17 protein-coding genes are annotated in these 20,325 nt (G+C 59.8%); 8 read left to right on the top strand and 9 right to left on the bottom strand.

Annotated features, from left to right (window positions below):
• Positions 1-19 precede the first annotated feature (19 nt).
• The 5 genes from AC1DIH_RS12175 to AC1DIH_RS12155 are packed head-to-tail and all read right to left on the bottom strand — an operon-like array spanning position 20 to position 5,745.
• Complete coding sequence (locus AC1DIH_RS12175) at positions 20-853, bottom strand: class I SAM-dependent methyltransferase (protein ID WP_477771845.1); 834 nt, start codon at positions 851-853, stop codon at positions 20-22.
• Positions 847-2,001: an acyltransferase family protein gene (locus AC1DIH_RS12170; RefSeq protein ID WP_477771844.1), complete on the bottom strand. Its 1,155-nt coding sequence runs from the start codon at positions 1,999-2,001 to the stop codon at positions 847-849. The genes AC1DIH_RS12175 and AC1DIH_RS12170 overlap by 7 nt, the downstream gene beginning before the upstream one ends.
• Positions 1,998-2,885 carry a class I SAM-dependent methyltransferase gene (locus AC1DIH_RS12165; RefSeq protein ID WP_477771843.1) on the bottom strand — a complete coding sequence of 296 codons (888 nt, stop codon included), beginning with the start codon at positions 2,883-2,885 and terminating at the stop codon, positions 1,998-2,000. The genes AC1DIH_RS12170 and AC1DIH_RS12165 overlap by 4 nt, the downstream gene beginning before the upstream one ends.
• Positions 2,882-4,186 carry a glycosyltransferase gene (locus AC1DIH_RS12160; protein WP_477771842.1) on the bottom strand — a complete coding sequence of 435 codons (1,305 nt, stop codon included), beginning with the start codon at positions 4,184-4,186 and terminating at the stop codon, positions 2,882-2,884. Before AC1DIH_RS12160 ends, AC1DIH_RS12165 begins: the two co-directional genes overlap by 4 nt.
• A complete protein-coding gene (locus AC1DIH_RS12155) occupies positions 4,180-5,745 on the bottom strand; it encodes a glycosyltransferase (RefSeq protein ID WP_477771841.1) in 1,566 nt (521 codons plus the stop codon). Before AC1DIH_RS12155 ends, AC1DIH_RS12160 begins: the two co-directional genes overlap by 7 nt.
• A gap of 430 nt (positions 5,746-6,175) precedes the next feature.
• On the opposite strand from AC1DIH_RS12155, the gene AC1DIH_RS12150 reads away from it, so the two are divergent.
• Genes AC1DIH_RS12150 through AC1DIH_RS12115 form a run of 8 tightly spaced genes read left to right on the top strand, consistent with a single transcriptional unit; the run spans position 6,176 to position 15,164 of the window.
• On the top strand, positions 6,176-7,090 hold the full coding sequence (locus tag AC1DIH_RS12150) for a GDP-mannose 4,6-dehydratase (protein ID WP_477771840.1): 915 nt from the start codon (positions 6,176-6,178) through the stop codon (positions 7,088-7,090).
• Entirely contained in the window at positions 7,087-8,058 is a 972-nt protein-coding gene (gene gmd / locus AC1DIH_RS12145; protein WP_477771839.1) for a GDP-mannose 4,6-dehydratase, read from the top strand. Before AC1DIH_RS12150 ends, gmd begins: the two co-directional genes overlap by 4 nt.
• Before the next feature lie 3 nt (positions 8,059-8,061).
• Complete coding sequence (locus tag AC1DIH_RS12140; protein ID WP_477771838.1) at positions 8,062-9,504, top strand: mannose-1-phosphate guanylyltransferase/mannose-6-phosphate isomerase; 1,443 nt, start codon at positions 8,062-8,064, stop codon at positions 9,502-9,504.
• Positions 9,505-10,302 (top strand): ABC transporter permease, encoded by a 798-nt coding sequence (locus AC1DIH_RS12135; RefSeq protein ID WP_477771837.1) that lies wholly within the window; start codon positions 9,505-9,507, stop codon positions 10,300-10,302.
• Positions 10,302-11,555, top strand: a complete 1,254-nt coding sequence (locus AC1DIH_RS12130; RefSeq protein WP_477771836.1) for an ABC transporter ATP-binding protein — start codon at positions 10,302-10,304, stop codon at positions 11,553-11,555. The genes AC1DIH_RS12135 and AC1DIH_RS12130 overlap by 1 nt, the downstream gene beginning before the upstream one ends.
• Positions 11,552-12,919 carry a glycosyltransferase family 4 protein gene (locus AC1DIH_RS12125; RefSeq protein WP_477771835.1) on the top strand — a complete coding sequence of 456 codons (1,368 nt, stop codon included), beginning with the start codon at positions 11,552-11,554 and terminating at the stop codon, positions 12,917-12,919. Before AC1DIH_RS12130 ends, AC1DIH_RS12125 begins: the two co-directional genes overlap by 4 nt.
• Complete coding sequence (locus AC1DIH_RS12120) at positions 12,903-14,033, top strand: glycosyltransferase family 4 protein (protein ID WP_477771834.1); 1,131 nt, start codon at positions 12,903-12,905, stop codon at positions 14,031-14,033. The genes AC1DIH_RS12125 and AC1DIH_RS12120 overlap by 17 nt, the downstream gene beginning before the upstream one ends.
• Entirely contained in the window at positions 14,034-15,164 is a 1,131-nt protein-coding gene (locus AC1DIH_RS12115) for a glycosyltransferase family 4 protein (RefSeq protein WP_477771833.1), read from the top strand. It begins immediately after the preceding gene.
• A 32-nt stretch (positions 15,165-15,196) separates the two neighbouring features.
• Here the strand turns inward: AC1DIH_RS12115 and AC1DIH_RS12110 are convergent, their stop codons facing one another.
• From AC1DIH_RS12110 to AC1DIH_RS12095, 4 genes are all read right to left on the bottom strand, one after another.
• On the bottom strand, positions 15,197-17,227 hold the full coding sequence (locus AC1DIH_RS12110) for a pyridoxamine 5'-phosphate oxidase family protein (RefSeq protein WP_477771832.1): 2,031 nt from the start codon (positions 17,225-17,227) through the stop codon (positions 15,197-15,199).
• 64 nt (positions 17,228-17,291) lie between these two features.
• On the bottom strand, positions 17,292-17,915 hold the full coding sequence (locus tag AC1DIH_RS12105) for a glutathione S-transferase family protein (RefSeq protein ID WP_477771831.1): 624 nt from the start codon (positions 17,913-17,915) through the stop codon (positions 17,292-17,294).
• Positions 17,916-18,044: 129 nt separating this feature from the next.
• Positions 18,045-18,947, bottom strand: coding sequence for a LysR family transcriptional regulator (locus AC1DIH_RS12100; RefSeq protein WP_477771830.1), 903 nt, complete (start codon positions 18,945-18,947; stop codon positions 18,045-18,047).
• Positions 18,948-18,990: 43 nt separating this feature from the next.
• The gene (locus AC1DIH_RS12095) at positions 18,991-20,313 is read right to left on the bottom strand and encodes an ABC transporter ATP-binding protein (protein WP_477771829.1); all 1,323 of its coding nucleotides are present in this window, start codon (positions 20,311-20,313) and stop codon (positions 18,991-18,993) included.
• Positions 20,314-20,325: the final 12 nt, after the last annotated feature.

Raw genomic sequence — 20,325 nt, 5'->3', positions numbered from 1 at the left:
TGTTGCTCAGCGCGCCAGCCTACGCAGCCAATGGCTTGCGGGCAATGATCACCTGACTTTTCGCCACAACCGCGTCCAGTGCCTGCTTGATCTGCGCCCCGCGTGGTGAGTCCAGCACGGTCTGCCAAGTCTCGGCCCAGTGATGGAGCAGTGGATGATCGGGGTTAGCAAAATCAACGTTGGCTTCCCAAAACAACAGCATCCACATCGACCAGTAGAAGCCGTACTGGGTATGGCTGATCAGTTCCAGGCCGGCATCGCTGACCATTTGCTTGAACTGCGCTTCGCTGATGATGCGAATGTGGTTGGGCTTCTGGAAATACTCGGGGCGCGCGATGTCTTTTTGCAGGTCCTCGGAACTGGGGTGCGGGACGCTGAGCAAATACAACGCGCCGGGCTTGCCCACTCGGACCAGTTCGGCGAGAAACTGCGCCGGATCGTCGACGTGTTCGATGACTTCGGTGGACACCACCCGCGTCGCTGTTGCATCGGCGATCGGCAGCGGGTTGCAGTCGGTGATGTGGCACTCGACAGCGCGCGCCGGTGTATCGCTCAAGCGCTGGCGAGTCGCTTCGACCTTGGCTGCGTCGATGTCGGCAATGATGATCTTCGCCCCTTGCATGCCGCAAAAATGCACGTTGCCGCCATCACCGCAGCCGACATCCAGCAGGGTGTCCTCGGGAGTCACCGGGAAGCCGGTGAATAACTCGCCGGTTTGCTGATTGAACCAGCCGCTAAGAGCCGCATCGTGCAGCCCCAGCATGTACGGATCGACCTTGGCCGCGGGCGCTTCTGGCTGCACAGGAGCGGGAGCCGGAGCTCTCGCCGTGAGTTTCTTCAAAAGGCTCAGCATGAGGTCACTCCAGAGGATGGGACGGCGGTTGGGGACGTGCCCAGGCGTTGCACCAGCGCAGCACCGCGATTTCGCATGGGCATTTCGATAAAGCGGTAGTTGAGTTCACTCAACAGGGCGATCAGCCCGCCAGCGATCAATATTGTCAGGATCGGATGGCCGGCCGGACTGGGCAGACCGGCCGCCTGCAAGCGAAAGATGAATTCGCGGACCAGCAAATAGACCGGGATGTGGATCAGGTAAATCCCGTAGGAACGACTGCCGATCCAGGTCATCAGACTCTTCAGCAATCCCCGAGGCATCAAATAATCACGGTTGTAGGACGCCACCCAGACCAGCACCGCACTGAGCACGGCAATCGCGCCAATACGATAGTCGGTGAGCGTGAAGCGATCGGTGGCCAGCACACTCAGCGCCAGCGCAATGACCAGCAGCACCGAAACACCGGCCCATGGCCGCCGCAAAAACCCTGGTTCCCAGCGCACATAACCGGGTCGCGCACTCCACATGGCCAACAACACACCAAGCGCCAGTGCGTCGGTGCGGACCACCATCAGAAGTGGCGTGCGCAACGCCAACAACTGCACCGCGACCAACGCCAGCAAAGCCCAGACCAGATGCTTGCGGCAGACCAGAATCAGCAGCGGAAACAACAGGTAGAACTGCTCCTCCAGCGACAGGCTCCAGTAGACGAAACTGGTGCCGTACTCATACTGATAGAAGCTGTCGGCAAAGCGAAAGTTGGCGTATTGCGCGATCCCCGCCAAGGTCGCCTGCACATTGGCGTGAAGCGTGCCAAAAGCCCCGGAGCGGTTGAGAAATACACAGGCCAGCAACATCAGCACCAACCATAGCCACGCCGACGGCAACAGTCGAAAGGCTCGGCGCAGCCAGAAGTTGCGCGTCTGCTGCCAGTATTCCTGACGCGTGCTGCAGCCTTGCAACGCCGGTATCAGACTGCGAGCGATGACAAACCCCGAGATGGCGAAAAACAGATCGACGCCCCACCAGGATTGACCAAACGCAGTGATGGTTTGCAGCAGAGGCACCGTGTCGGTGAACAGACTGCCTTGCAGGTGATGAAACAACACGCCGAGCACCGCAATGCCACGCAACAACTCGATGTCCATGATCCGTTTGCTACTCATGCCGTCCTCCTGGACATTGCATCGGTATCCACCGGTTTGCGGGCAATGATCACCTGGCTCTTGGGCATGAATTGATCAAGCACCTGCTTGATCGCCAGCCCGTTGGGTTGCGCCAGCAGGTCTTGCCAGGTTCGCGCCCAACTCTCCATCAGTGGCGGGTATGGCGCCTGAATCCGGTCGCGCACCGCGCCCCCGGGATCGCGTCCGGCAGCCCGCTCGCAGGCCCAGAAAAAGATCATGCCCATGACCCAGAAAAAGCCTGTGGCCTGACGATGCTCAATCACCAGCCCAGCGTCTTCAACCAACGCGGCAAAGCGTTCCGGGGTAAAGATCTGTACATGGTTGGGTGACTGGAAATAGCTGGCCGGTGCGATGCCCTGCTGCAAATGCTCACCTACCGGTGCCGGCACACTCAGCAGGTACAACGCCCCGGGGCGTCCCATGCGCACCAGTTCGGCGATGAACGGCTCGGGCTGATCGATGTGCTCAAGCACTTCCATGCACACGACCTTGCTGGCGCAGCCATCGGCCAGGGGCAGCGGCAAGCTGTTGCTCACCAGCCCCAGGCTCGGCTGGTCCGACTGGGCTTCCACCTGCCGGGCGAGGTCGCGGACCTTGTCGTGCTCGCTGTCGGTGAAGATCACCGACGCACCCTGACGTACTGCAAACAACGTCGCCACACCTTCACCGCAACCGACGTCCAGCAAGGTGTCGTCCGCCGTGATGGCGAAGCCCTTGAGCAACTCACCACTGTCACCCGAAAACCAGCCGTCGAGCACGGCGTCGTGCAGACCCACATCCCTGGGCGAAACCGGGCTCGGCACAATCGGTAACGGTTCGGATTTCACCGCAGGAAACAGGCGTTTCATCAGTGCACGGATCATGCCTTGGGGGTTTCCACGGCAGACACCGCACGGGCCTTGAACAGCCGAGCAAAAAATCCTTCAAGGCGTTGTTCAGCGGTTGCCTGGCTGCAGAAGGTTTCGAGACTGGCCACCGCATGGGCGGACATCTGCGCGTAACGCCCGGGATCATCTTTGRCCACCTCGTAGCTAGCCCGATAAGCCCTGCACAACGACGCCCAATTGGTGACGTAACGCAGGGTGCGGAAGGCCCTTCGCGGGTCGTGAGGCCAGGCGGTCAGTTCGTCAGTGGTATCGATTAGGAAAGCGTTGTCGACATCCAGGTAATCGATCATCGCCGTGGTGCGTGGCGCCACCGCCGGTTTGCCGCAGGACATGAACTCCATCAACGGCAGACACTGGCCTTCACCGTAGGAGGTGTTCACCACATAACTGGTAGCCTGAACCAGACGCTCGTAGTCCGCATCCGCGAGGTAGCCGTAAATCAGTACGATGCGGCAGCGATAAGACTGGTTTTTGTACAAGTGGTGAAGAATGTCGGTCAGCGCTTCTTCGGCATCGTGGTGGGTCAGTTTGAACACCAGCGTCGCGTCTTCCACCTCGCGGAAGGTCACGCAGAAGGCACTGAGCATGTCTTCCCAGTTCTTGCGCCCGTCACTTGGGTTGAACACCGAGGTGTAGATCACTCCGTCGAGGACTAATTCATGCTCGCTAGCCGGCGCCTGGAAATCGATACCTTTGCCGGCGCGCAAATGCACAGGACCAAAGGCACGCAGGTCGAGCTGGCGACTGTCTGCCAGCAATCCCTTGATCTTCAATCGCACCTGACGGGCCAGCGGCTGGCGCTGTAACTGTGCACCCCGCGAGGCAAAACGGTCCCACACCGGCGCGGGTACTGCCACGATCGGATAATCGGCGCCCATCGCCTCGCGCACTGCATTGACGGTGTAGCTGGAATGGGTGATCGCCGCGCCTGACGCCCGCAATACGGTACGCCAGTCATTGTGTGGATCACCGGCAAATGGCTCGTTGGGAATGGTACTGAACTCCCACGCGAACACCGCCAGGGTCGGACATGCAAAATGTACCGGTGTGCGATGAGGTGGCGAGAACGACAGGAACACACAGTCTTCCCCACGGGACAGGCAGTCGAGGTACAGGGCATCGACTTCGGTCTGCGGGTCGCTGACTTCCACCACCGTCCCCAAGCGCTCCAGCACCGGCCGGTATTCCTTGAGCACGAAGTAATAGCTGTACTCCGAGCGCCCAAGGTTCTGGGCGATGGTGTGTTGGTTGGTTTCCGAATGAATGATGATCAGCATGAGGCGTTATCCGTCACGGCTGTTGCCTGCGAAGTCAGCGGTGCCAACCCGAAAAAATCCGACAGGCGCTGTTGCACCGGGGCGAATGCGCAGTAGTCGTACATGCGTTCGATGGCGGCATGAGACATACGCTGATAATCCTGCGGTTGCTCCTTGGCCATTCGATAGCTGTTTTCGTAAGCCGTTTTCAACGACCCCCAGTCCGGCCGATAGCGCAGGGTGCGGTAGATGATGCGACTGTCCTGAGGCCAGATGGTCAGCTCTTCGCTGGACTCGACCACGAACGCCACGCGCTCGTCGATGTAATCCTCCATCGCCGTGTGGTCCGGAGCGATCACCGGTTTGCCACTGGCCATGAACTCCATCAACGGCAGGCACAGGCCCTCGCAGCGTGAAGCGTTGACGTAATAGCTGGCGGCTTCATAGAGCCGGGCGTATTGCGGATCGTCCAGATAACCGTGCATCACCACCACCCGACAGGCGAACGGCGACAGTTGCGCCAACAAGGTCATCAGTTCGGTGTAGTAGGACGACAGATCGTTGTGGGTAATCTTCAGCACCAGCGTGGCGTCCTCGGTTTCACGGAAGGCCCAGCAGAACGCCGAAATCAGTCGATGCCAGTTCTTGCGACCGTCTTGAGGGTTGAACACGCTGACGTAGATCACGCCGTCCACATCGGTTTCGACCTGGGCGGTGGTGTCGGGATAATCGATCGGGGCAGGCTCGGGTGCCACTATCGACTGCGGGCCGGCGATGGCCGGCAGGACCCTCGCCAGTCGGTAATGGGCAGCGTCCGATAAAAGATCGCGAATCCCCTCCCAGTACCACTGGCTCAGGAAATGCGTGCGATGGACCGGCACCGGTTGCGCCTTGCCCAGATCCAGCGCCCACAGGCGCAGGTAATGGCGGGCAATGATCAAACGGCGCTTTAGCGTCAGCGGTGGCGGCCGCAAGGCCTCCAGTTCCGCCAGTTGCTCGGCGGTCAGCGGCACAGGAATCAGCGCATCGGCAGACAGCCCGAGCGTGCGGCTATCGAAGATGCAGCCCCTGATGTCGAGGGTCGAGCCCGAGTTGACCGGCCTGCTGGTGTGGCAGCTACGAATGGCTGCGAAGTTTTCCCATATCGGCGTTGGCAAGACCAACACCGGAAAGTCTTCGCCCATGGCCCGGCGAATCGCCCGGGCGGTGTGACTGGAAAGCGTGATCACCCGCCCTTGGCGCGCCAGCATGTTCGTCCAGTCCTGTCGCGGATCGTTGTCCCACTGCTCATCGGGAATCGAGTCGAACTCCCAGGCCACTACGCAGATCGTCGGGCACTCAAGGTCGTTCGGGGTTTTCTGCGGCGGAGCGAAGGACAGGAACAGGCTGTCCTCACCGACGGCAAGCAATTGTCGATAGAGGGGATCGACCTCGGCAGTGGAGGACACCACATGCACCCGCCCAAGGCTTTCGAGCACCGGGCGATACGCCTTGAGCACGAAGTAGTAACTGTATTCGGGACGACCGAGGCTCTGGCTGATGGAACTATCGTTGACGTCCGAGTAGAGAATAAAATTCATGGCATCCCACGATGAAACCGCCGTCCCGGCAGCCTCACTCTATGACGGCAAGGCTGGGGAGCGAGTTGGCATTTGCCTGCTCTCGTCCATCGACTTCTTGCCCGTCTACATTCTTGTTTTAGTGGTCAGTTTCGCAGTGTTTCAGAACAACCCCGCTGAACCCTGGACGATCATGACGAGGGGCATTCTAAACACATCCGCCGAGGGTTCGTGAACCATCCAGCGAGAATAAATCAGGCTACGCTGACGAGAACTGACCGGTCACGGTGGGACTTATTGAAATTGCCGCGCAATTGGCACAGATTAGCTACCAAACAACTACAACAACGACTTCGCCTACCTGAAATGTCCGAGAAAGCAGTCCGTGCTTTCCGGTTTACCCAGTAAAGACTGGGGGTTGCCGAAGTCTGCTCATTGAGGGGGCCACTGTTTGAAAAAGCGACTGTTCGTTACGGGTCTCAGTGGATTCGTAGGACGTCACATCCAATCCCGTCTGAACGCTTCTGACTCGGGGTGGGAATTGTTGCCCGTCCCATCCCGTTATGATCTTTGCGAACCCGAGAGCCTCGAAGGCCTGTGGCCGCAAATGCCTGACGCCGTGATTCACCTGGCTGGACAAACCTTTGTCCCCGAAGCCTTTCGAGACCCGGCGAAGACTTTTCAGGTCAACCTGCTGGGTACCCTGAACCTGCTGCAAGCCCTCAAGGCCCGAGGCTTCAACGGCACCTTCCTGTATGTCAGCTCCGGCGATGTCTACGGCCAGGTCAGCGAAAGCGCCTTGCCGATCGACGAGCACCAGCCGCCCTGCCCGCGCAATCCGTATGCCGTGAGCAAGCTTTCGGCGGAAATGCTGTGCCTGCAATGGGGCATGACCGAAGGCTGGCCGGTATTGGTCGCGCGCCCCTTCAACCACATCGGTGCCGGGCAGCTGGACAGCTTTGTCATCGCCAGCGCCGCCCGGCAAATTTGCCGGATCAAGCACGGCCTGCAAGCGCCTGAACTGCAAGTGGGTGACATTGACGTGACGCGCGATTTTCTCGATGTCAGCGATGTCGTCTCCGCCTACCTGGCATTGCTTGAACGCGGTGCGCCCGGGCAGGTCTACAACATCTGCTCCGGGGTCGAGCAGAGCATCCGCGCCCTGATCGAGCAACTGGCAGATCTGGCCCAGGTCGATATGCAACTGATTCAAGACCCTGCGCGCCTTCGCCGCGCGGAACAGCGTCGCGTCTGTGGCAGCCATGCCAAGCTGCACCAAACCACAGGATGGGCGCCTGAACTTACAACACAACAATCCCTGCGGGCGATCCTGTCCGACTGGGAGTCACGGGTACGACAAGAATGACAAAAAGTGCATTGATCACAGGGATCACCGGACAAGACGGCGCCTACCTCGCCAAACTGCTGCTCGACAAGGGCTATAAAGTCCACGGCCTGGTAGCACGACGCAGCAGCGACTCGCGCTGGCGTCTGCGCGAAATGGGCGTCGAAGGTGACATCGTCTATCTGGACGGCGACATGGCAGACGCCTGTTCGGTGCAGCGTGCGGTGATCAAGTCGGCTCCCGATGAAGTCTATAATCTGGCAGCGCAAAGCTTTGTCGCCGCGTCCTGGGACCAACCCGTGACTACCGGGATCGTCGACGGGCTGGGGGTGACCCACCTGCTTGAAGCGATTCGTCAGTTCAGCCAGCACACCCGTTTCTACCAGGCTTCGACCAGCGAAATGTTTGGCCTGATCCAGGCCGAGCAGCAGGACGAAAACACTCCGTTCTATCCGCGCAGCCCGTACGGCGTGGCCAAGCTCTACGGCCACTGGATCACCGTGAACTACCGCGAAAGCTTCAACCTGCATGCCAGTAGCGGCATCTTGTTCAACCACGAATCACCGCTGCGCGGAATCGAATTCGTGACCCGCAAAGTCACCGACGCCGCCGCCCGCATCAAACAGGGCAAGCAGCAGGAGTTGCGCCTGGGCAACATCGACGCCAAGCGCGATTGGGGCTTTGCCGGCGACTACGTCGAAGCCATGTGGCTGATGCTGCAACAGGACAAGGCCGATGACTTCGTAGTCGCCACAGGTGTAACCACCACGGTGCGCGAGATGTGCCAGATCGCCTTCGAGCATGTCGGCCTCGATTACCGTGACTTCGTGAAGATCGACCCGGCGTTTTTCCGTCCAGCCGAAGTCGACGTGCTACTGGGTAATCCGGCCAAGGCGAAACGGCTGTTGGGCTGGGAACCAAAAACAGATTTGCAGACCCTGATCCGCATGATGATGGATGCGGACATGAAACGCGTCGCCAAGGAGTAGGCCATGCTGATTCCCGTGATTCTTTCAGGGGGGGCCGGAACCCGGCTGTGGCCGGTTTCGCGTGAAGGTCATCCCAAGCCTTTCATGACCCTGCCCGATGGCCAGACACTGCTGGGCAAGACCTATCAGCGCGCGGCCGGGTTGCTCGGCACACACGGCGATATCGTCACGGTGACCAACCGTGACTACTACTTTCAAAGCAAGGATCACTATCAGGACGCCCATCTGGGTCATCACCGCGGCCACTTCGTGCTGGAACCGGTAGGCCGCAATACCGCGCCGGCCATCGCCGCCGCCGCCCTGTCGTTGCAGGCGTTGCACGGCAACGAAGCGATTCTGGTGGTGATGCCGGCTGACCACCTGATCCAGAACGAGGATGCTTTCAAGACCGCTGTCAGGCATGCCGTGAAACTGGCCGAGGCCGGGCATCTGGTGACCTTCGGCGTGACTCCGACAGCACCGGAGACCGGTTTCGGTTACATCGAACGGGGTGAGCCACTGGACGAGCAAGGCGCAACCAAGGTCGCACGCTTCGTCGAAAAACCCGACCTGCAAACCGCCATGCATTACCTGCAAAGCGGCAACTTCCTGTGGAACTCGGGCATGTTCTGCTTCTCGGTCGGTACCTTGCTGGCGCAGTTGCAGCTCCATGCCCCGCAGTTGCTCGAACAGGCCGACGCGTGCCTGGCGGCCAGTGCCACGGTCGAGACCGGCGGCTGTCTGCAACAGGAATTGTCGGCGACACATTTCGCCGAGATGACCGATATCTCTATCGACTATGCCTTGATGGAGCGCTCTGACAAGGTAGTGGTAGTGCCTGCCGGTTTCGACTGGAGCGACATCGGTTCATGGGGCGCCGTCAGTGCCCTGGTTGCGGCTGATGCGCAGAACAACCGCGCCAGCGGCGAAGCGTTGTTCATTGATAGCCACAACAACTTCGTCCAGAGCGATGGCCGCATGGTCGCGACGGTGGGCGTGGATAACCTGATCGTCATCGACACCGCCGACGCCGTGCTCATAGCTCACGCCGACCGCGCACAAGACGTACGCAAGGTGGTCAAGCAGCTCAAAGAGAAAGAGCACGAAAGCTATCGCCTGCACCGCACCGTCAGTCGGCCATGGGGCACCTACACCGTGCTGGAGGAAGGTCCACGCTTCAAGATCAAACGCATCGTGGTCAAACCCGGCGCCAAGCTGTCGCTGCAAATGCATCACCACCGCAACGAACACTGGGTGGTGGTCGAAGGCATGGCCAAGGTCACCAACAACGGTTCGGGGTCGCATCTGGTGGCTAAAAACGAGTCCACCTTCATTGCCGCCGGGCACAAGCATCGTCTGGAAAACCCGGGGGTGATCGATCTGGTGATCATTGAAGTGCAAAGCGGTGAGTATCTGGGGGAGGACGATATCGTCCGCTTCGAAGATCAATACGGCAGGACGGTCTGAATGTTGTTGAATTTGTATCGCTCGCTGTGGAGCTACCGGGGGTTCATCCTCGGTAGCGTCAAGCGAGAGTTCCAGTCGCGCTATCGCAACTCGTTGTTCGGTGCCCTGTGGACCGTGCTCAACCCACTTTCGATGATCGTCGTCTACACCGTGATCTTTTCCCACATCATGCGCGCCCGCTTGCCGGGCGTGGATGACGGCATGGCCTACAGTGTCTACCTCTGCGCCGGATTACTGACCTGGGGACTATTTTCGGAGATCACCTTGCGCAGCCAGAACATGTTTCTGGAAAACGCCAATCTGCTGAAGAAAATCAGCTTCCCGAGAATCTGTTTACCGGTGATCGTGCTGCTTAATGCCGGCATCAACTTCGCGATCATTATCGGGCTGTTTCTGGGTTTTCTGCTGATCACCGGGCGACTGCCTGGCATGGCCTTGCTGGCGCTGGTGCCACTATTGGCCTTACAGGTGATCTTCTGCGCCGGACTGGGGATGATTCTTGGCGTGCTGAACGTATTCTTTCGCGATGTCGGGCAGTTATTTAGCATTTGCCTGCAATTCTGGTTCTGGCTGACGCCGATCGTGTACCCGATGGCGATCCTGCCCGAGTGGGTCCAGCGCCTGCTGCAACTCAATCCCCTGACCAACCTGATCAGCAGTTACCAGAACCTGTTCCTCTACGGCCAGTGGCCGATATGGAGTTCCCTGCTGCCGATCCTGGTGATCGGTGTGTTGTGCTGCGTGATCGGCCTGCGACTGTTTCGCCAACGGGTCGGCGAAATGGTGGATGAACTCTGATGGGGCACATACGCGTTACCGGCCTGGGCAAGGCTTACAAGCAGTACCCCAGCCGCTGGAGTCGACTGGCCGAATGGCTGATCCCGTTTTCGCCGATCCGCCATCGCCAGCACTGGGTGCTACAAGGTGTGGAATTCGAGATTGCCCCCGGCGAAGCGGTGGGCATCGTCGGGGTTAATGGTGCCGGCAAAAGCACCTTGCTGAAGATGATCACCGGGACCACCCAGCCAACCTGTGGACAGATTCAGCTCGAAGGCCGGGTAGCCGCGCTGCTGGAACTGGGCATGGGCTTTCATGCGGATTTCACCGGTCGGCAGAACGCGGTCATGGCCGGGCAACTGCTGGGCATGCCGATCGAAGAGATCGAAGCCCTGATGCCCGAAATCGAACGTTTCGCGGAAATCGGCGAAGCCATCGATCATCCCGTACGCACCTATTCAAGCGGTATGCAGATGCGCCTGGCCTTCAGCGTGGCTACCGCCCGGCGCCCGGACATCCTGATCGTCGATGAAGCCCTGTCGGTGGGCGACGCCTACTTCCAGCACAAGAGCTTCGACCGCATCCGCAGCTTTCGCAAAGCCGGTACCACGCTGCTGATCGTGTCCCACGACCGTTCGGCCATCCAGTCGATCTGTGATTCGGCGATCCTCCTGGAAAACGGTCGCGTGGCCATGCATGGCACACCCGAAGCCGTCATGGATTACTACAACGCCTTGCTCGCCGAACGGGAAGGCCAGACCGTGCGTCAGGAAATGCTCGCCGGCGGGCAAGTGCAAACCGTTTCAGGCACCGGCGAAGCCGCAATCCYCAGCGTGCGCTTGCTGGATGAGCACGAACGCGCCATCGACGCCGCCGAAGTCGGTCAGCCGGTGGTACTGGAGGTGCAGGTCGAAGTCCGCCAGGACATCGAACGGATGGTGCTGGGCTTCATGATCAAGGATCGCCTGGGCCAGGCCATGTACGGGATCAACACCCATCGCCAGGATCAGGCGCTGACCGACCTGCAGGCCTCTGAACGGGTCACCTACCGCTTTGCCTTCGTCATGGGCCTTGGCAAGGGCAACTATTCCGTGGCCCTGAGCCTGTCTCGGCTGGACTCGCACCTGGACCGCAATTTCGAATGGCGCGACTACGGCCTGGTGTTCCACGTCATCAACAACCGCCATGAAGACTTCGTCGGCTGCTCGTGGCTGGGCGCGAAAACCACCATCACCCGCACAACCGCACAGAGTGTTTCGGAGATCGCGTCATGACTCGCCTGCTGGTGGAGTGCACCCATGTGTTCCAACACCCCAAGGTCAATTCGGGCATTCAGCGGGTGGTGCGCAACGTCATCAATCAACTGTCGGAAAACGTCGACGGCGCAGAATGCATTCCCGTCGTGATGCTCAAGGGCAAGCTCTACCGAGTGCTGAAACTGGGCCCTTTGGACACTCCGTTTTTCGAGGGGTTGATGGCATTCGGTGGACGCCTGGAGCGCCTGGCGCATCGCTACTGCCAACTGCACCAACGTCTCGACAAACATTGCACTTCGCGATGGACCCGGCGAGCGTTGTATGTGGCTTACCGCCTCACGACACTGTCGGTATTCAGCGTTCCGTTGCGCCTGATTGATCAGGTCAACCAGTATCAACTGCCCAAGCGTTGCTCGCCGCTGCAGCATCAACCGGGGGATCAACTGGTGCTGCTGGACTCGTCCTGGCATACCGATTTTTTCCCGTTTGCCGAACAACTCAAACGCGAAGGCGTGGGCATCGTTTCGGTGGTCTATGACCTGATTCCCCTGACTCACCCGCAATTCTACGACACACGGCTGGTGCAGATTTTCAACGAGTGGTTCGACTGGATCAGCCAAACCGCCGACGGTTACATGGCGATTTCCTCCACGGTGCGCGATCAGGTGCGTGAAGAATTGCATCGCCGGGTCGGACCGGCGAAAGCCGAGACATTGTGGTTCGACTATTTCCACCTCGGCTCCGAACTGGACCTGAGCGAAGCCACCGCCGCCGTGGAGCCGCGCCTGGCCCGGTTGTTCACAACGCCGGAACCGGTATTCCTGATGGTCAGCACCATCGAGCCGCGAAAGAACCACGACTATCTGCTCGACGCCTTCGAGCTTGCCTGGACAGCGGGCTCCAAAGCACGACTGTGCATTGCCGGCAGAGTCGGCTGGAAGTGCGATGCCCTGCTCGACCGTGTGCGTAGGCATCCGGAGCTGAACCAACGGCTGTTCATGTTCAACGACCTGAGCGACACCAGTCTCGAACATGCCTACTCTCATGCCAGTGCACTGGTATTTCCGTCCTACGTCGAAGGCTTCGGCCTGCCACTGGTTGAAGCGATGCAGCGCGGTTTGCCGGCGATGGGCAGCGACATTCCGGTGTTCCGCGAAATTGGTGGTGAGTTCATGGCCTATTTCGATCTCGCAGCCCCGCAAAGCCTGGTCGACCTGATCACCCACATGGAAAACACCGGGACTTTCCCGGCCGCGCGCAAGGTGAGCGAATGGCGCTGGTTCGGCTGGCGTGAGGCCAGTGCGCAATTGGTCGAGCGAGTCCTGCACAACCTGAAGCCGACCCCGGTAGCCGTTGAGAGGCAGCATGCAGATTGCCCTTAACGCACGAATCCTGCAGGCACCCCGAACCGGTATAGGCCACTACCTGGCCGAACTGGTCAATGCACTGACCCATGAGCCTGACCTGGAACTGTCATTTTTCCACGGCTGGGGCTGGAGCTCGTCGCTACCGGCAGCAGCAATGCCCGGCTACTCACGACTGACTCCGTTGCTGCGGCAGATCCCCGGTGCCTATCAGGCACGTCGCTGGCTGGAACAACGGCGCTTCGACCAAGGACACTCGACGGCCATTGACCTCTACCACGAACCAAGTCTGTGGCCCCTGGCGTTCAAGGGCCCGACCATCATCACCCTGCACGACCTGACCCACCTGCACTACCCGTCGACCCAACCGGCAGCACGGTTACGGGAGATTGAACGTCGACTGGGCCAGGGCGTGCGACAGGCACGACTGATCCTGACCGACTCACAGTTTGTCGCCGACGAGGCCCAGCGCTATTTCGGCCTCGGGCCCGAGCGTTTCGTGGTTGCCCCTCTGGGGGCCGCAGCGCGTTTTCATCCACGTCCGAACCAGTTCTTGCAGCAGGCGCTGCACCCTCACGGCGTGCAGCCACAGGGGTACTTTCTGTGTGTCGGTACTCTGGAGCCGCGCAAGAACCTGTCGCTGGCATTGCGTGCACACGCGCAGTTGCCTGAAGCACTGCGTCAGCACTTTCCTTTACTGGTGGTGGGAATGGCCGGGTGGAAAGGCGAACAGCTCGTAAATGAATTACACACAGCATTGGCAAGCGGTCATGTCCGCCTGCTGGGGTACCTGCCGGATGAACAGGTCGCAGAACTGCTCGCCGGTGCCCGAGCGCTTGTTTTTCCGTCAGTTTATGAAGGTTTCGGCCTTCCGGTTCTGGAGGCCATGGCCAGCGGTACTCCGGTGATATTGACCCGACGTTCGGCCATGCCGGAGGTCGCGGGTGCTGCGGGTAACTATATCGAGCCTGACGATTTACACGGATTGTGCGAGGCCATGAGGCGTCTGACCGACGATCAAGCGCATTGGCAGGCATGCCGAGAAGCAGGGTTGCGACAAGCGAAGCTTTTTTCCTGGGAGCGTTGCGCGGCGATTACAGCTAGCGCCTACCACCAGGCTCTGGGAGGTTGAATGCGCATACTCCACTTTTTCAAAACGTATCTGCCCGACTCAGTCGGCGGTATCGAACAAGTGATCTTTCAATTGTGTGAGAGTGGCGCCCAGCATGGCATCAAAAGCCAGGTTCTGACGCTTAGCGCTAACCCGAGCCCGGCAGTCATCCAGCTGGGGCAGCATGAGGTTCATCGGGCCAAACTCGATGTGCAGTTCGCTTCCACCGGGTTCTCCTACAGCGTATTCAAGCAGTTTCGGGAAATGGCTGCTGAGGCCGATGTGATCAATTACCACTTTCCGTGGCCGTTCATGGACCTGGTGCATTTCTTCAGCGGCATGAACAAGCCCTGCGTAGTGACCTATCACTCCGACATTATTCGTCAGAAAAACCTGCTCAAACTCTACCAGCCGTTGATGAACCGCTTTCTCGCCAGCGCCGACCGGATTGTCGCGGCATCACCGAACTACCTTCACACCAGCGACGTTCTTCAGCGTTTTCCGGAAAAAACCCGGGTCATTCCCTATGGCCTGAACAAGTCCGGCTATCCAAAACCTGATACCGAACGTATGGCTCGATGGCGCGAGCGCCTGGGTGCGCGATTTTTCCTGTTTGTGGGCGTCATGCGCTATTACAAAGGCCTGCACATCCTGCTCGATGCGCTCAAAGACGTCGATTACCCGGTGGTGATTGTCGGTGCCGGGCCACTGGAGAATGAGCTGCACGCCCAGGCGGCAACGCTGGGGCTGCGCAACCTGCATTTCCTTGGGCGCCTGGACGACGAAGACAAAGTCGCGCTGTTGCAGCTGAGCTACGCGATTGTGTTCCCGTCTCACCTACGCTCCGAAGCATTTGGCATCTCCCTGCTCGAAGGGGCGATGTACGGTAAACCGATGATCTCCAGCGAAATCGGCACCGGCACCAGTTATATCAATATTCATGGTGAGACCGGGCTGGTGGTACCTCCGAGTCATCCGCAGGCGTTTCGCGAAGCCATGCGCACGCTGTGGGAAAACCCTGCCCAGGCCGCGGAAATGGGTGTGAAGGCTGAAGCGCGTTACCGGCAGCTGTTTACCGCGGATGAAATGGGGCGCAAATGGGCCGAGCTGTATCAGGAACTGCTGGAAGAGAAATCGCTGTCTTATGCTTGAGGATCAAAGGATCGCAGCCTGCGATCCTTTAATTACAGGTCGAGCACCAGCGGTTGTTGGCCCTCTGCCGGAACCGCACAGCAAATCAGCACTTCCCCCGCACCGGGTAACTCCGCCGGGGGCTGTGGATAATTCACCTGACCGCTGATCAAACGGGTCTTGCAGGTGCCACAGGAACCACCGCGGCAGCTGAACTCTGGCCGCAACTCCCGACTCTCCGCCAACTCCAGCAAACTGCCGCTGTCTGGCTGCCATCGAGCATTGATGGCCGAACGCTGAAACATCACCGCGACCGGGGTGGTGGCCGCTGGGGGCTGCTCAATGACTACCGCCTCCGGATCCGGTTGCCGACGTAGCGTCGAAGGACCAAAGGTTTCGGCGTGAATCCGCTGATCGCGGATATCCAACCCACGTAAATCGTCGTACAGCCCTTGAGTGAAACTGCTCGGGCCACACAGGACAAAATCCAGCTGATCGTAGTCTTCCACCAGCAGGATGGTTTTGAGCAGCGCAAGGTCGATACGCCCGGTCAGGTCAAAATCCTCGCCTTCCAGCGCTTGGCGTTCCGGTTGGCTGAGCAGTCGAACGACCCGCACAGCGCCATCCGTACCGTCCAGCAAACGGTCCAGCTCAGCCCGAAACGGTTGATCGGCCAGGCTGCGCGAACTCTGGAACAACCAGCTCGGCCGGGTACGTCGGGTGCGCCGGCCCTGGTAAACCATTTCACGCAGCATCGACAACAACGGCGTGATGCCGACGCCGGCCGCCAACAGCACCAGCGGTCGCTGTTCATTGGCGGCTACCGTGAAATGCCCTTGCGGTGCGCGGGCTTCAATCAGATCTCCAACCCGAATCCCTTCGTGCAGGTGCGAAGACACCAATCCATCACGCTTCACGCTGATACGGAAGAATTCATCGGAGGGTGCACTCGACAGACTGTAAGTGCGGATATGCACCTGGCCATCAAGCGTGAAACGCACCGGCAAGTGCTGCCCGGCCTGGAACAGCGGTAGCCCGGCGCCGTCAGCCGGCTCCAGATAGATCGAGCGAATGCTCTGGCTTTCCCGCTCGATCCGGGACACCCGCAATGGCCGCCAGTGATCGCCCAATGCCGCTGCCTGCAACCTGGCGGCAGCCTGCTCCCAGGTGCCGGTCAGCAAACTGCTGGGCGAAACCCCATCGAAGCGCCAGCGCAACGCCAACGCTGCAGGTCGCCGAACCACCTGCTGCACATGCAGCTTCCACAGCCGTTCGGCGCCTTGAAAGGCTTCAACTTGTGGGCCATCGAGGATGATTTCGGTGCGACCACTGACCTGCAACAGATCGCCCGTAGTGAAATCGATAAACAGCAATCCGGCGCGCGGATTAAGCAGCAGGTTGCCCAAGGTATTGAAATGCAGATTGCCGGCAAAATCAGGGATGGTCAGGCAGTCACCCTCGACCTGAACAAAACCCGTCTGGCCACCACGGTGGGAAACATCCACAGAGCGTGAGTTATCCACATCCACGTAACTGGCGACAAAAAGGGTGTCGGCATCCCGAATCATCGCCGTGGCCGCGTCATCCAGCGAATTCAGGCGCTGTGCGATACGGGTCGACGGATCGGCCAACGGCACCGATTCGAACTGCCGCAATTGAATGTACTGCGGGCAATTACCGAAAGACTGCTCGACCGAGACGCTCAGGCCTTGCGCGCCAATCGCGCTGACCCGGCCGTTGATCCGGTTGCGCCGTCTTGTGTGCAACTCGATCCCCAGCAAACCAATCGCCGCCCCGGCGTGTAATTGCGCCGGGTCGTCCAGCGTGGGCAGGCTGTCGAGTTGCAACTGCGCAGGTTCAGGGGAATGGGCGAAACCCGGCGGGCCTTCAAGGATGCTCGCCCAAGGGTTACCGTCGGCGTCCACGGCACCGAACACCATAAACGGCAACTGACGATAAAACTGCCGATGCTGATCCGGCATTTGCTTGCGGATCACTTTGCGCCCGTGCGCTTCCATACGCTCGGCAACCCCTGCATGAGCCTGCAACTGTTTCTCGCCGGCATGCCAAGGTGAAAGCTCCATCACGGTTCTCCCCTGCGCACCCGGCGCAGTGTGAACGGTCCGACATCGCCGGACCGTAAGCGCTTCAGGCAGTTTGCAAACCGGCCACGGTGCGTGGCATGCCGACAAAACCGGGCAAGGCCTCGATCCGCGCCAGCCAGGCCCGCACGTTGGCATAGTCAGCCAGCGACACGTTGCCTTCCGGCGCATGAGCGATGTAGCTGTAGGCGGCAACATCGGCGATGGTTGGCTCATCGCCAGCGAGATAGGTCGATTTGCTCAGTTCCCGATCAATTACCTTGAGCAGGTTGTGGGAGCGGGTGATCACTTCTTCGGCGTTGTTAGGCGCACCGAACACTGTGATCAGTCGTGCAATGGCCGGGCCGAAGGCAATCGGTCCGGCCGCTATCGACAACCAGCGCTGAACCCGGGCTGCGCCGACCGGGTCGGCAGGCAGCCAGCGGCCCTTGCCGTATTTCTGCGCCAGGTACACCAGAATCGCGTTGGAATCGGCCAGCACCACACCCTGGTCATCGATTACCGGGACCTGGCCAAAGGCATTGAGTGCCAGAAAGTCCGGCTGTTTGTGTGCGCCTTTCGCCAGATCAACAAAGATCAGTTCGGTTGGCAGCTCAAGCAACGACAGCATCAGTTCCACACGGTGGGCGTGACCGGAACGTGGGAAGTTGTAGAGTTTGATGGTGTGCATAGTCGACTCCGCGGCTAGATTGCGCCGTTCAGGAGAGAACGGCACTCAGTGGCGCTATCTTCCACCTGCCATCAAAACAACAGAATCACCAGAAAACACAATCGATCATTTCATCCTGTGCAACAAACCTCAGGCGCGCAATGCCGGATGTTCACGCAATGCCTTCACCGCATAATCCACGAAACTGCGTACCCGCACCGGCGCCTTGCGCCCGCCCTGGTACACCACATGGATGGGCAACGGAGGCAATTCGAAGTCTTGCAGGACGATTTCCAGCTCACCGCTGGCGACCTTGCTGGCCACCTGATAGGAAAGAACCCGGGTCAATCCGAGCCCCAGAGCGGCGGCCGTGATTGCCGCCTGATTTGCCGTGACCACCAGGCGCGGTTCGGGGCGAATGCTCAACACCTCACCGGCCTCGCTAAAGGGCCAGTTTCGCTGTTGCCCAATGGACGAGGTGGCAACAATCCGCGCCCGGTCCAGATCATTGGGATGCACAGGCCGGCCATGACGCTTCAGATAATCGGGAGACCCGCAGATAACCCGCCGCACCTCGCCCACCAGAATGGCGTGCTGGTTGCTGTCAGGCAGTTCACCGATGCGCACGGCAACGTCGATGCCCTCCTCGACCATGCTCACCACCCGGTCGACCAGCAATGCGTTGATACTGATATCGGGAAACTGCTCAAGGTAGCCAACCATCACCGGCGTGACGAACAACTCACCGAACAGCACTGGCGCAGTGATCGTCAGTTGCCCACGTGGCTGCGCGTGACTGCCGGCAGCTGACGCTTCGGCTTCCTGAATGTCCGCCAGAATGCGTCGACAGTCTTCCAGATAACGCTGACCGGCCTCGCTCAAATGCAGACTGCGCGTGGTCCGTGTGAGCAATTGAGTGCCGATACGCGCCTCCAGCGCCGCGACCGCCCGCGTCACGCTGGCAGCAGACAAACCCAGGCGCCGCGCCGCCGCAGAGAAACCCTGCTCTTGCGCCACGGCGACGAATACCTGCATTTCCTGGAGTCTGTCCATGAGCTACCTGTTGCATCGCCGTGTCCGGCCCTGAATAAGCCGGTTACAGACTGCCTTCGACATCTTCCAGACTGAAAGTCTCGGTATTGTCGTCATAGGAGAATATTTCGGCGTACCGGCCCCAACTGATCACGTTCTCCAGCGTTTCTTCAATCGCGGTATCAGTGAGCGAGTCTCCCAACTCCTGCTCGAAACGCACACGCGGCGCCCAATGGCCGCGTCGTTCCTGCAACACCTGGCGAATACGGGCGGCCAGGGGCACATACCGGAGCAGATGATCGGCAAAAATGGTTTTGCGTTCCTGGGTACCGTACTCATCGAACAGCTTGCCCGCGTCGGTCAGCTTGATGTCAGCGCCCTTGAGTTCGGCAAACCCCAGATGTTCGAGCATCTCTGCCACCGGAAACAGGTCGTCGACCTCCAGCAACAGGCGCTCGGCAACATTGGAGAGGCTGTCCTGCCCATAGTACGGTTCGGCCGCCAGTGCGGAAATCAAACCCGCCATGAGGTTCGTCGACACGTCAGGCAATGGGCTGCCCAATTGCAGCTCGGCCTTGCCCCTGCGGGCGTCGGCACTGCGCCGATTGGTCATCAATGCGTAGATATCATCGACCATTTTGCGAAAGGCCGGATCCAGACGGTTACGGGGGTGGGCGAACGGCACACGGATTTGCGCCACGACCCGGCCGGGGTTCGACGACAACACCAACACGCGGTCGCACATCAACACCGCCTCTTCGATGTTGTGGGTCACGATCAGGATGGACTTGATCGGCAGCTGACCGCCGCTCCACAGGTCGAGCAAGTCGGTTCTCAGGGTTTCTGCTGTCAGTACATCCAGCGCCGAGAACGGCTCGTCCATCAGCAGCAAGGTCGGATTGACCACCAGCGCCCGGGCAAAGCCTACGCGCTGGCGCATGCCGCCCGACAATTCCCGCGGGTACGCGTTTTCGAAACCGTCGAGGCCGATCAGGTCGATCGCTGCCAGTGCACGCTTGCGCGCAGCCTTGGGTTCGACCTGCAACGCCTGAAGACCGGCTTCGACGTTTTCCAGAACCGTCAACCACGGGAAAAGGGCAAAGGTCTGAAAGACCATGGCCACGCCTTCGGCAGGTCCGGTCAACAACGAACCGTTATAGCGAACCTCACCTGAGGAGGGCAGGATAAGACCGGCAATGATCCGTAGCAGCGTCGACTTGCCGGAGCCGGAACGCCCCAGCATGCCGACGATTTCGCCTTCGCGCAGGGTCAGATCGACATCGCTGAGAACCTGTAACTCGTCCTTGCCCTTGCCGAAGCCTCGACAGACGTTCTTGAGTGCATAAATTTCGGAATACGCGCCTGTTTTTTCAGTCTGGCTATTCATCAAGTCGACCCC

Source organism: Pseudomonas sp. 05N36, assembly GCF_056397385.1.
The sequence above is the reverse complement of the archived record's forward strand: the minus strand, read 5'-3'. Positions and strand labels throughout refer to the sequence as shown.